Origin of the sequence: Sphingobium sp. B7D2B (assembly GCF_025961895.1) — a bacterium.
In the GTDB taxonomy this organism is placed as follows: domain Bacteria; phylum Pseudomonadota; class Alphaproteobacteria; order Sphingomonadales; family Sphingomonadaceae; genus Sphingobium.
This window is the reverse complement of record NZ_JAOQOM010000001.1, coordinates 1,999,060-2,011,298: the sequence shown is the minus strand read 5'-3', so window position 1 is coordinate 2,011,298 and position 12,239 is coordinate 1,999,060. Positions and strand designations below refer to the sequence as shown.

12 protein-coding genes and 1 pseudogene are annotated in these 12,239 nt (G+C 64.2%); 6 read left to right on the top strand and 7 right to left on the bottom strand.

The genetic code is table 11. The features are described from left to right. The first annotated feature begins 9 nt into the window (after nt 1–9). Both M2341_RS09195 and M2341_RS09190 read left to right on the top strand, forming a co-directional pair. Nucleotides 10–759: an IclR family transcriptional regulator gene (locus M2341_RS09195; protein WP_264575809.1), complete on the top strand. Its 750-nt coding sequence runs from the start codon at nt 10–12 to the stop codon at nt 757–759. Further along, entirely contained in the window at nt 746–1,108 is a 363-nt protein-coding gene (locus tag M2341_RS09190; RefSeq protein ID WP_264585024.1) for a cupin domain-containing protein, read from the top strand. Before M2341_RS09195 ends, M2341_RS09190 begins: the two co-directional genes overlap by 14 nt. A 24-nt stretch (nt 1,109–1,132) precedes the next feature. Here the strand turns inward: M2341_RS09190 and M2341_RS09185 are convergent, their stop codons facing one another. Further along, nucleotides 1,133–1,861 (bottom strand): nuclear transport factor 2 family protein, encoded by a 729-nt coding sequence (locus M2341_RS09185; protein ID WP_264570266.1) that lies wholly within the window; start codon nt 1,859–1,861, stop codon nt 1,133–1,135. Nucleotides 1,862–1,934: 73 nt separating this feature from the next. Between M2341_RS09185 and M2341_RS09180 the strand changes: the two genes are divergently transcribed. The 4 genes and pseudogenes from M2341_RS09180 to M2341_RS09170 all read left to right on the top strand — a co-directional run bounded on the left by M2341_RS09180 (nt 1,935) and on the right by M2341_RS09170 (nt 5,021). Then, complete coding sequence (locus tag M2341_RS09180) at nt 1,935–2,858, top strand: SDR family oxidoreductase (RefSeq protein WP_264585023.1); 924 nt, start codon at nt 1,935–1,937, stop codon at nt 2,856–2,858. A 67-nt stretch (nt 2,859–2,925) separates the two neighbouring features. After that, nucleotides 2,926–3,981 (top strand): annotated as a pseudogene (locus tag M2341_RS09175) (tannase/feruloyl esterase family alpha/beta hydrolase); the annotation flags it as partial. 33 nt (nt 3,982–4,014) lie between these two features. Further along, nucleotides 4,015–4,512 carry a tannase/feruloyl esterase family alpha/beta hydrolase gene (locus M2341_RS16490; protein WP_413715699.1) on the top strand — a complete coding sequence of 166 codons (498 nt, stop codon included), beginning with the start codon at nt 4,015–4,017 and terminating at the stop codon, nt 4,510–4,512. Beyond that, nucleotides 4,509–5,021, top strand: coding sequence for a DUF3237 domain-containing protein (locus M2341_RS09170; protein WP_264575814.1), 513 nt, complete (start codon nt 4,509–4,511; stop codon nt 5,019–5,021). The genes M2341_RS16490 and M2341_RS09170 overlap by 4 nt, the downstream gene beginning before the upstream one ends. A gap of 19 nt (nt 5,022–5,040) precedes the next feature. Here M2341_RS09170 and M2341_RS09165 read toward each other — a convergent pair whose 3' ends face one another. The 6 genes from M2341_RS09165 to M2341_RS09140 all read right to left on the bottom strand — a co-directional run bounded on the left by M2341_RS09165 (nt 5,041) and on the right by M2341_RS09140 (nt 12,120). Beyond that, a complete protein-coding gene (locus M2341_RS09165) occupies nt 5,041–5,538 on the bottom strand; it encodes an aromatic-ring-hydroxylating dioxygenase subunit beta (protein WP_264585021.1) in 498 nt (165 codons plus the stop codon). Next, nucleotides 5,535–6,878, bottom strand: coding sequence for an aromatic ring-hydroxylating oxygenase subunit alpha (locus M2341_RS09160; RefSeq protein WP_264575816.1), 1,344 nt, complete (start codon nt 6,876–6,878; stop codon nt 5,535–5,537). Before M2341_RS09160 ends, M2341_RS09165 begins: the two co-directional genes overlap by 4 nt. A 127-nt stretch (nt 6,879–7,005) precedes the next feature. Then, nucleotides 7,006–7,452 carry a MarR family winged helix-turn-helix transcriptional regulator gene (locus M2341_RS09155; RefSeq protein WP_181559618.1) on the bottom strand — a complete coding sequence of 149 codons (447 nt, stop codon included), beginning with the start codon at nt 7,450–7,452 and terminating at the stop codon, nt 7,006–7,008. A 153-nt stretch (nt 7,453–7,605) separates the two neighbouring features. Next, complete coding sequence (desA, locus tag M2341_RS09150) at nt 7,606–8,994, bottom strand: syringate O-demethylase (RefSeq protein WP_264570260.1); 1,389 nt, start codon at nt 8,992–8,994, stop codon at nt 7,606–7,608. A 44-nt stretch (nt 8,995–9,038) separates the two neighbouring features. Next, nucleotides 9,039–9,791 (bottom strand): alpha/beta fold hydrolase, encoded by a 753-nt coding sequence (locus M2341_RS09145; RefSeq protein WP_264585020.1) that lies wholly within the window; start codon nt 9,789–9,791, stop codon nt 9,039–9,041. A 199-nt stretch (nt 9,792–9,990) separates the two neighbouring features. Next, a complete protein-coding gene (locus tag M2341_RS09140; RefSeq protein WP_264585019.1) occupies nt 9,991–12,120 on the bottom strand; it encodes an acetate--CoA ligase family protein in 2,130 nt (709 codons plus the stop codon). Nucleotides 12,121–12,239: the final 119 nt, after the last annotated feature.

Below are 12,239 nucleotides of genomic sequence, written 5' to 3'. Positions count from 1 at the left end.
GATCGCGGCATGGAAGCGAAGGCGGAGTCCTCGTCGGTCAAATCGGCCACGCGGACGCTCGACATTCTGGAATATGTCGTCAGCAGTGGCCGGCCGGTCAGTGCTGCCGAGATTGCGCTCTCCTTGGCGATTCCCGTCAGCAGCCTCTCCTATCTGCTCGGGACGCTGGTCGAACGGGGCTATCTGCTGCGCAGCGGCCGGCTCCATTCGCCCGGGCCGGCGCTCGCCCGTCTCAACCCGGCACCGGAAGCCATCCCGCTCAAGGACCGGGTCTATCCGGTGCTGCGATCGGTCTCGCGGCAACTCAACGAGACCGTCTCCTTCTTCGTCCGCCATGGCGAGAATATGGAGGCGATTGCAGGAGAAGTGGCGCCGCAAGCCCTGCGCTATACCATCGAGGTTGGCCGCCTAGTCCCGCTCCATGCCTTTGCCGCCGGCAAGGCCATTCTGGCCGCGCTCGATCCGCAGGAGTTGGACGCCTATTTCGCGGCGGCCAGTCGCGCCGCGTTCACGCCACAGACGCGCACTGCCGAGGCAGAGCTGCGCCGCGAACTGGCACAGATCGCGCAAACCGGTATTGCGCGCACTGCTGAAGAGTTCACCCCCGGCATCATCGGCATCGGCCATGCCGTGCATGTGGGCGGGAGTCTGGTCGGCGCGATCAGCGCCGCCATCCCGGTTGCGCGGGCTACATCAGAGCTTGAGGAGCGCGCGGCCGTCCTGCTCACCCAGGCGGCCCAGGCCCTTGGCGGAGAATGAAGGCAAGGCGCAGGGGGTCATCAACCTCCTCGCACCGCTTCCCGATGCCAGCGTCGAGGAAGTCTTCGACCTGATCCTCGAAAAGGCAGGCGCCCGGATCGAGCGGATCGTGTCGCAGGGTCAGACCACGCCCGAGGTCGCGCCATACGATCAACCCCATGACGAGTGGGTAATGCTGATGGCCGGCGCGGCCCGGCTCTGGCTGGAGGACCGTGGCGAGTGCCCGCTGTCACCCGGGGATGCGCTGCTCATTCCCGCTCACGTCCGTCATCGCATCGTCTGGACGCAGGCCGCACCGCCGACCGTCTGGCTGGCGGTGCATTTCGCGCAGGATTGCCCGGCAGAGTGAACCGCCGGGCGAAGCGGGGCGGGATCAGTTACCCCGCGGCTGCTTGGTCATCATCGGCGTGAAATTCTCGACAATGAAAGCGCGGCCGAGCACCGGGTGCGCAAAGCTCATCGGCACTTCGTAGCGGTGCGGCCAGGTCTGCCGCACTTCCTTCTCGGGCAAAATGCGGTCAGGGCCGTTGGGATCTTCGGGGTAAGGCTTCTGCGCCGGCTGCAGGTGCGCGGTGGTGTGCGCCCAGCCCTTCTCATAGTCGCCCTGCCACTGCATCATATAGTCGAGGCGCTTGATCTTCCAGACGCCGTCTTCCTTGACATAGTCATTCTCGTAGATGCCGGATTCCCAGAATTGCTGCGGCACGCCTTCGGGTTTTTCGTGCAACGCGTCGTCATGCCAGCCACCCGCAAGAATGCCGCGGAAGCGACCCTTGGCGGTCTGGCCGTCCTCGCCAATCGTGATGACATCCTGCAACTGGAAATGATCGAGCAACAGGCCATGAACCGGGCCGCGCCGTCCGCCGGTGAAGAGGTTCTGGAACCAGGTTCCATAGAGCCGCATCACGCCCTCATATCCGACATATTCGCCGGAGAGGAACACAACCACACCCTCCTTGGCAAAGAGACCGGCAACCTCCTCGGGGCGGTTATAGTCGATATAATAGCCATAGGCCCATTGGAGCCGACGGATCGCGTTGATGTCTTCGAGTTCCTGGACCTTCTTTTCCAGCTTGGCCAGGCGCGATTCCACCTCAGACATTATCGACTCCTCTCTCTTTGACTGTATGTTTTGCTAACAAAGCACAAATAGCCGGCGAGAGGAAAGAGTCATCATGAGCAGCACGGATTGGTCCGGAAAAGTCGCGTTCATCACCGGCGCGGGCACTGGAATCGGCTTCGGGATCGCGCGGGCTTTCAGCAACGCTGGCATGCGCCTCGCCCTCTCCTACCGCAATGAAGAGCAGCGCGCGCGCTCTACCAAATGGTTCGAGGAGCGCGGGCGGGAAGTGCCGCTCTGGATCAAGCTCGACGTGACCGACCGGGCGGCGTTCCAACAGGCGGCAGAGCAGGTCGTCGACCATTTCGGCGCCTGCCATGTGCTGGTGAACAATGCCGGTGTCTCCGTCTTCGGCCCCACCGATGAAGCCAGCTTTGCCGACTATGACTGGATCATGGGCGTCAACTTTGGCGGAGTGGTGAACGGCATCGTGTCCTTCCTGCCCAAGATCAAGGCGAGCGGCGAAGCCGGCCATGTTGTCAACGTCGCGAGCATGGCGGCCTATCTCTCCGGACCGCAGGCCGGGATCTATACCGCCAGCAAATTCGCCGTGCGCGGCCTGACGGAGTGCCTGCGCTATAATCTGGTGCCCTATGGCATTGGCGTCTCGCTGGTCTGCCCGGCGCTGGTCGCCACGGACGCGGCGCTCTCCGCGCTGAAGCGCCCGGCCGAATTTTCGGGCAGCGGTTTCGCCCCGGTGGACGAGGCGGAAATCCGCCAGTTCGCGACCGCCTTTGAGAATGGCATGGACCCGCTGGAGGCCGGTGAGAAGATTTTTGCCGGCATGGTCGAGAACCGGGGCCTGATCTTCACCCACCCCGAATTTGCGGAAGACTTCAAGGACATCTACGAAACCAGCCTCGCCGCCCTGCCGGATGAAGTCGCGCCGCCGGAGCGCCTTGAGGTCGAGCGGATGCGCCGGGCCGCTAACAAGGCCGCGCTGGAAGGCGCAAAGATCGGCTTGAGCGACCTCACCTAACTAAGGCGGAGCGCCTTGCGTGCGCGACGGCGACGATCCAATAAGACGCAAAGACAGGGGAGAATATATGAACGGCAAATCCATCGCCTCTCTGGCCGCCTTGCTGGCCGGCGCTGCCCTTGCGCCGACGCCCGCAGCCGCACAGGACGCAGCCCAGCGCTGTGCGGCCCTCACCAGCCAGAATTTCGGCGCCGAGGTGAAGATCACCAGCGCCATGCTGGTACCGGCCGGGCCATCCAAGGCGCCGCCGCCACCGGGCGAGCCACCCGCCACGCTAGTGCTTCCTGAACATTGCCGCGTGGATGGCGTCATCAACCAGCGCACGGGCGCTGGTGGCAAGACCTATGGCATCGGCTTCGCCCTTGCGCTGCCGAAGGATTGGAGCGGTCGCTTCCTCCTGATGGGCGGCGGCGGACTGAATGGCAGCATTCGCGAGCCGATCGGCCCTGTCGCTGCCGGCAACCGCCCTGCCCTCGCCCGAGGCTTTGCCGTGCTCAGCCATGACAGCGGCCACAAAGGCGCGGTGTTCGACAACGCCTTCATGGTCGATCAACGCGCGACGCTCGACTTTGCGGAGAGTTCGGTGCGCACCGTCACGCTCCCCGGCAAGGCGATCGCAGAGGGCTTCTACAGCAAATCGGCCACGCGCAGCTACATGACCGGATGCTCGACCGGCGGCCGGGAGGGCATGCTCGCCGCACAGCGTTATCCCGAGTTGTTCGATGGAATCGTGGTCGGCGCGCCGGCCATGCGGACTGGCAACTCAAATCTTGGCATGAGCTATGCGCAGGTGATGTTCAACCAGGCCGCACCCAAGGATGACAAGGGCTCGCCCTTGATCGACAAAACGTTCTCGCCGGCGGACCGCCAGCTCATCCTCAAGGGGCTGCTCAACCAGTGTGATGGTCTCGATGGCCTCAAGGACGGGATGATCGAGAATGTCGGCCAGTGCCGCTTCCAGCCTGCCCGGCTGCAATGCACCGGCGCAAAGGCGGACACGTGCCTGAGTAAAGCCCAAGTCGAGGCGCTTGAGCGCGCCTTTGCCGGGCCGCGCGACAAATCCGGCTACCCGCTCTATGCACCGGTGCCTTATGATACCGGCATCGTCGATACCTCTGGTCCGGTCTCCGGCTACATCACCACCGGCGCGCCGGGCGTGTTCGGCCCGCCGCTGCGCGACCTCACGATCGATCTCGATGCCCGCATCAACGAGGTGCGCAACAACGCCCAGCAGCGGCTTACCGACACATCCTACTGGACCAACCTCAACACCTTTCTCGACAAGGGCAGCAAGATCCTCTTCTTCCATGGCGTCAGCGATCCCTGGTTCTCGGCTTGGGATACGTGGGATTACTGGCTGCGCGCATCCGAAACCAATGGCGAGGCGTGGGACAAGGCGAGCCGCTTCTACATGGTCCCGGGCATGGCCCATTGCAGCGGCGGCAATGCCTTCGACCAGTTCGATCTGCTCGGCGCCGTGGTGGACTGGGTCGAGCAAGGCAAGGCGCCAGAAGGCGTGACTGCGAGCCGGCGCGATGGATCGGCCAGTCGTCCGCTCTGCCCGTTCCCGGGATATGCGCGCTATACCGGCGGCGATGCCACGAAGGCCAGCAGCTTCACCTGCACCCAACCTGACGTGGAGGAAAAGCCATGAGCCGCGGCCTCGGTGCAGTCGCGCTGATATCCGCGTTGGCGCTCCCGGCTCATGCCGCCGACGCTGACCCCAGCAAGCCCAGCCTGGAGTTCGCCTTTGAAGAGGTGGTCACGCTCTCGCCGGCCATGCCGGCCGGGAAGACGCCCTATGGCGAGCGCCTGATCATTCCGATCACCGGCGGGACGTTTGAAGGGCCGGGCATCAAGGGCACAATCATTCCCGGCGGATGGGACTGGCAGTTGCGGCGCAGCGATGGCTGCACGGACATCAAGGCCGATTACATGATCCGTACCGATGATGGCGTGATCATCAACGTGGTCAACAAGGGCACGTTGTGCGGGCCGGACAAGGACGGCAAGCCTCGGCCCGGTCGCACCCACCCGGTGTTCGAGGCACCGCTCGGCAAATATGAGTGGCTGGGGCAGAGCGCGTTTCTCGGCACGCTGGAGCCGGTGATGGCGGGCGGCAAGGTGAGCGCCGTCCGCATCCGCTTCTACCGGGCGATGTAAGCGGGCGTCTGCAGGACGATCAGATGCCGTAGACGTCCAGCATCGTCGGCACCCGGTCGTTCAGCAGACGGATGATCTTGCGGGAGATTTTCCACGCGCCGTCCTCGTGTCGCAGCTCATGCTCGTAACGCCCGAAATAGGCGTGCGAGCGATTGCTGCGCACATCGTGCACATTCACGATAAAGGTCGAATTCACGCGCGCCAGCCCCTCGCCCGCCGGCTCGGCGATGACATTGCCGATCATGTGCGACACGCGCGGCATGACCGCAGACGCCACCGAAAAGCCCGAGCGGATGCGCTGGATCCGGTCCGTCAGGTTGCGGCGACCGCGATAGTAGATCAGCGAGAGTTCAGCCTCAGGGTCTTCGGTCTGTGTGCCGTCGTCGCGCCAGGCGGGCATCCAGAACACGCAATCCTTGGTGAACAGCTCAAGCCAGGTCTCGAGATCGAGACGGTCGAGCAGCAGCGCCTCGCGATAAAGCAGTTGCGCGGCGTCGGCGTGGCTCAGCTGGCTCATGCGATCACCTCCGCCATGCGCTGCGCCCAGGCGCGATAGTAGCTCGCGAACAGGCTTTCGTCGCACAGCTGCGCATCGGCGACGACGTTGCGCGCGGGCTTGAGGTCGATCATGTCGGCATACATGTTCCCGCCCTCTTTCGAGGCGGTCAGGCCGCGGGCGTGGCCTTGCAGCCAGGGACGGTCCTGCTCGGCCATGCCCAGCTGGGCTTCCTCATAGCAGACGGTGTCGTCCGGTGTCGCCATGCCGGTCGGATTGAAGAAATCCTCATACTGCCGGATGCGGAATGTCCGCGCCTGCGCACTCTCGCCGCGCGGCGCGATGCACCAGGTCTGCATCTCGGTGAGGCCGGCGGCCAACGGGCGGATGACCCGCATCTGGCTCGACGCATTCTCCGCGATCTGCAGATTGGGGAAGATCGTGAGGTTGCGCATGTTGAACATCCAGTTGCGCTTGGCCTCGCCATGATCGCGGGCGAGCTGTTCGGCCCGTTCGAACTCCGGAATGGCCGAGGAGACGGGCATGATGCCCCAATTGAGCACATGGCCATGATCGAAGCTCATCGTGCCGCCGCTGGTGCCGCTGGCCTCCTCCTGCCAGAAGTCGGAGGCCCCCAGCGAGGACTGCACGACATCCTCCGCCTGCTCCTTGGCGCGCTGATCGAGAATGCGGATGTAGCTCGGGTGGGTCGAGGTGAAGTGATACTGGTCCGAGCAGTTTTCGAGCTGCATCTTCCAGTTCGCGGCATAAGTGAAGGTGACGCGGCCGGGCACCAGCTCGACCCCTTCCGGGCTCTTGTCTACCACCAGATCAAGCAATTTGCGGGCCTCGCCAAGATGCTCGTCCAGGCTCGGCACGTCGGCATTCAGGCTGGCGAACAGGAAGCCGCGATACTCCCCGAACTTCGCCACGGGTGCCAGATCATGGTTTTCATCGTCAAACCCGGCGCCATAACAACCGCTCTTCTGCCACTTGATGTTCTTGTTCGCGCCGGCGCTGTCGAACGTCCAGCTATGATAGGGGCAAACGTGCCGGCGCGCATTGCCACACAGCTTCTGGATGAGGCGCACGCCCTTGTGTGGACACGCATTGACGAAACAGTGCAGCACCCCTTCGCCATCACGACTGACAATGATCGGTACTCGCCCGATGAAGCCGGTGAAATAATCGTGGGGATTCTCGGCTTGCGTCGCGAGCCCGATGAACACCCATCCGCCTTCGAAGATGTGCTTCATCTCCAGATCGAACAGATCGGGGTCGCGGAACAGGGCGCGGTTGACGCGGAACACGCCGTCTTCCGGGCGGTCGTCGATCAGGTCGCGAAGCGCAAAGCCGGTCATCGTTCACTCATCTCCCAAGGATATGCTGGTCGCGCGACAAGATCCCTGGAGGGCCATCGTGCGCATCATACGAAATCACTTAACATGATAAGCATATCGTCGCAAGCGCAAGCGGGAACGCGCGTGCTCAATCCTCATCGATTGCTGCGCACAATGCGCGCAACTCAGCGGCGAGCCCCTCAAGGCGGGTCGCGCCGAACCGGGTGGAATAGACCCGCATCATCGCCGCGACATGGGCGGAAATCGCTGTCACGATCTGCGCGCCTGCCGGCGAGAGCGCGATGGTGGACCGTCTGCGATCATCAGGATCGGCTGTGCGCACAATCAGCGCGCGCCCTTCCAGTTCGCGCAATATGCGCGTGACGCTCGGTGCGTGGAGCAGCGCGACTTCCGCCAGGTCCGTCGCATCCGTGGTGCCCCGGTCGTTGATCACCCGCAGCACGCGCCACTGCGGCTCGGTGATGTCGAAGTCGCGCAACTTGGTGCGCATCGGGGCGATTACCGCTTCCTTGGCGCTCAACAGGATCGCAGCCAGCGATTGCTCGAATGGCGGGAGTTTCTCGTCTTCGACCATCTTTGCCCCTTGCGCGCACTGCCTGCCCTGCCCGCCGCGTCATTCCACGGCCGGCGCTCGCGCAAAACTCATCGCTATTCACTGAGCCGTCGTCCAGCCCATAAAAAACGGGGCCGCCTTACGGCAGCCCCGCCCTTAAGCTCTTGAGACCGATCAGGCCTTCTTGGTGCGCCAGCTGTCAGCATAGCCGGTGCGGGCAACAGCCGAGTAAGGCACCGGCGCAACGATCGCCTTGATCTCGGTCTGCTCGTGCGGCTCGACCGTCGGCTTGGAGGTGCCGCCATTGGGCTCGCCCCACAGCAGCGAGACTTCCGTGCCGGGCTTGGCGTACTTCGGGTCGATCATGGCGAGCGTGAGCATCTTGCCCTCGTTCGACGAGTAACCCACCCAGGTGGAAACGCCGATGTGCTTGCCGTCGACCATCACCGAGTCATAGGGGTGCATCGAGTAAACCGCGCTCGGGAACTCGAAATACTTCGCGCGGCCGGACTCGGCAAAGTAGCTGCTCATCACGCGCAGCATGTCCTCGTCGTCGAGCGCGAGCGTCACCTTCTCGAGGTGCGGCTCGTTCGCCATCTTCTCAAGGGCTTCCTTGCCGATGAAGTCATGGTCGAACTTGACGATGATGCCATAGCCGACATCCCACGGCGTCAGGCCGTAGCCCTCAAGCGTCTCGGGCACGAACGAACCGCCCGCCGAGCACTTGGCGCCATAGCTGTTCTCGCCGGCCCACTTGCGGAAGTCCGCAGAGCCTTCGCCGAACAGATAGCCCGGGAACGGGGACGGGATCCAGCCCGACTCCAGCGTGTTCGACGAGTAAGCGCGACCGCCGACGAGGGCGAGGTCGTGCTTCTTGCCGGCGGCGACGAGCGCGCTGTGCACCGCTTCGTAATCGGCCCAGGGACCATAAAGCTCATAGCCCGGCTGACCGGCCATGCCGTGACGCAGGGCGCCAACAGTCTTGCCGGCGATCTGGACGTCCGCCATGTTGAAGAACTTGAGGTCCGGCGCGGCCTGGCCCATCGCGTCCGTCAGGATCGCCATGGCGTTGGGGCCCTGCAGCTGGAAGCGATAGTGGCGACGCTTGCCGTCCGTGCGCAGCGCGGTGCGCTCGTCGCGGGTCAGCGTGACATTCCACTTGCCGGTGGAGGCGTGGAACTCGGCCCATTCGATGGCCGGCGCGCGGCCGACGAGGTTGAACTGGTTCTCGGCGAGGTAGAACAGGATCACGTCGCCAATGACATAACCCTCAGGCGTCACCGGGACCCACTGCTTGGCCTTGCCGGGCTTGAAGTTCTTGAAGCTGTTGATGCCGAGATAGTTGAGGAACTCGAAAGCGTCGGGGCCTTCGACCATTAGCTCGACCATGTGGTAGCTCTGGTTGAACAGCACGGCCGTCTTGGCCCATGCGCGCTGCTCGTTGCGCCAGTTCGAATATTCCGCGGGCACGCCCGGATAGACGTTCGGACCGGTCTGCTGGTTGCGCAGGAAGTCGACGGCATTGCCGGCGCCATCCAGCACGTCTTGAAGATTCTTCGCCATGATACTCTCCTTCGGACTGAAGTTGGAAACGCAGTTATAATTGGTCAAGGGTTCGCGGTGGCCGCAGCTTCTTGCTGCGCGACCCGGTCGAGCCAGGTGCGCAACAGGGCGGACATCGCATCGGGCTGTTCGACCGGCAGCATATGCCCTGAATCGGGGATGACAGCATAGGTCGCGCCCGCAATTGCTGCAGCAATTCGCTCATGCTGCGCCGGGGGCGCCCAAGCGTCGTGCGCGCCGGTCGCAACCAAGGCGGGGCAATGGATTTGCGGCAGCAGGCTCTCGACTTCCGGACGCGCCAGCAAAGCGCGGATCTGCCGCTCGAACATGTCGATGCCGGCATCGCTGCACATCTGCCAGAGCATGTCCATCAGCTGCGGCTTCAGCCGGTTGCGCTCCCACACCATCGGCGGCAGCCAGGAATCGATCAGGGCGTCCATGCCCTCTTCCACGCCGCGGTTAAGCAGCGCGAAGCGACCGTCCGCCTCGTTAGGCTTGGGCAGATGAACGCCGGTGCTGATGAGGCCGATGCCGGCAAGCCGCTCGGGCACTTTGCGGAAGATTTCGAGCGCGACACGGCCACCCATTGAATGGCCGACAACAGCAAAGCGTGAGGGGGCTGAGTCGATCACCTGATCGGCCATGGCGGTTAAGCTGTCTGCCTCGCCATATCCATCCACGGCTGTGATCGGCATGATCTGCCCCAAGGCGGCGACCTGCGGCGCCCAGATGCGCGCATCGCAGATGAGGCCCGGCAACAATAAGACCGGCACTGCCAGAGAGGGCGAGTCGTTCATCGCTTCCAATCGTTCGTATATACGAAAACTTCATCTACCCGAAAACGTGGCGCAAGGCCAGACCAATTCGAAGTTCGGACTGCAATTTTGCTGCACGTCAGAAACGCACAGGCACCCAATGCAAGCAACCCTCCCACGCCGGGCGCGGGAGGGTCTACCATAAGGCGGTGTCCTTGCGGGACGAATGGACCTGCTGGTGTTAGTCCACGAGCATCAGCGCGTCGAGTGCGACCACGCCCTGCCCCTTGGGATAGACGACCACCGGATTGAGATCGAGCTCCAGAATCCGCGGCTCGCCGCGCAGCAGACGACCGATGCCGCCGATGAGATCGGCCACCGCGTCGACGTCCAGCGCGGGGGCACCGCGATAGCCGTTGAGCAACGCGGCCTGCTTAAGCTTGCCGAGTTCAGCCACGATGGCCGCCTTGGTCATGTCCGGCGAGAGCAGGCGCACGTCCTGCAGGATTTCCGCCGTCACGCCGCCAAAGCCGGCGAGGATCACCGGACCCCATTGCGGATCGTTCTTGGCGCCGACGATCAGCTCCATGCCGCGCGCGCCCATCGCCTCGATCAGCACGCCATCGAGAATGATGGATGCGTCATAGCGCTTCACGTCCGCGAACATCTTGTCCCACGCCGCGCGGATCGCCTCGGCGCCGACCAGATTGAGCGCCACGCCGCCGGCATCGCTCTTGTGACTAAGCGCGGCAGCCTGCGCCTTCATGACCACCGGCCCGCCAATGGCGTCGGCCGCAGCAATTGCCGCTTCGACGGTCGCGGCAAACTGACCCTTGGGGAAGGGAATGCCGAGCGGTGCAAGCAGAGCCTTGGCCTTATATTCCGGCACGACGCCCTTCTCGCTGGCGAGCGAGGGCACGCTTGCCGGCGCCGCGTCCGTCTTGGTCGCATCGCGCTCCCCGGCAGCGGAGAGCCGCTTGATGGCGCGCAAGGCCCGCTCGGTCGTCGGGAAATAAGGAATGCCCTCGGCGCGAAGCTGCTCGATCCAGTCGGCCGGCACATGCGCGCCCTCATCCACGCCGCCGAAGATCACCGGCTTGGTCGCCTTGAGTTCACGGACGGCCTTGAGGAACGGCGGCAGCTTGATGCCGATCGTCGCCGGATTGGTCTGGATGATGCCGGCGAAGATGGTGCCGACGCGATCATCCTCGAACAGCGCCGCGAGGGTGCGGTAATACATGTCGGGATCGACAAGGCCCTGCGCGGTCAGATCGAGCGGATTGCTGACAGGCACGAACTCCGGCAGCGCCGCGCGCAAAGCAGGCGCGTTGCTGTCATCAAGGGTCGGCAACGCCAACTCCAGCTCTTCAGCGAGGTCGAGCGTCAGCGCCTTGAGCGCACCGGATTCGCCGAGCACGGCCGTGCCGCCGCTCGGCAGCGCCGGGCAACGCGCCGCGATCTCGGTGATGTCGCCCAGCTCTTCCAGCGTCTCGGCGACGACGACCCCTGCCCGCTCCACCTTGGCGCGCATCAGCTTGTAGTCGCCGGCCATGGCGCCGGTGTGCGTGGCGGCGGACTCGCGCGCCGCACTGCTCTTGCCGGGGTGCAGCAAGGCAACGAGCTTGCCGGCGGCACGGGCCTTGTCCATCAGTGCCAGGAAGCGGGCGGGATCACGGAACTGCTCGACGATCATCGCGATGATGCGCGTCTTCTCGTCGGCGATCATGAACTCGACATAATCCTCGACGCCGCTGCCGGCCTCATTGCCGGTGGAGACCGAGTAAGTGAGGTCGAGCGTGCGGCTCTCCAGCATCACCGCGAGCACCGCCGCCATGGCGCCGCTCTGCGAGACGATGCCGACGCCACCGGGGCTCGGGGCCTTGATATCCGTATCGATGAAGGTGAGCGGAATGCGGTCCAGATAGTTCACCGAACCCAGGCAATTCGGCCCCTCGACCACGATGCCGGCCTCGCGCGCAATGCGCCCGATTTCCTGCTGGTCGGCCATGCCCTGCTCGCCGCCCTCAGCAAAGCCTGCAGCAAAGATGATGGCGGCGCCGGCCTTGCGCGCAGCAAGCTGACGCATCGTATCCAGCACGGCGACGCGGGGAATGGCGAGGATCGCGCAGTCCACGCCCTCGGGCAGCGCCTCGACGCTGGGCACCGCAGGGCGACCGCTGATCGTTTCGCGCTTGGGATTGACGAGATGGATGTCACCGGAAAAGTCGTTCCGAACGAGATTGGCCAGAACGCTGGCACCGAGCGAACCCGGCGTTTCGGACGCCCCGACGATCGCGATGGACCGCGGACGCAGCAACCGATTGATCTCACGCGTTCCCGCCTGCGGGCGCTCTCCGGCCTCAACCGTCATAACTCAACTCTCCTTCGCGAAACCAGCTCGTGGCAATCAGACCTTTCGCCCCGGAGGCGGATGCAGCCGGGGCGAAGGATAACACACAGGAAAGGGCGGCCCTGCTTGGGCCACCCTTC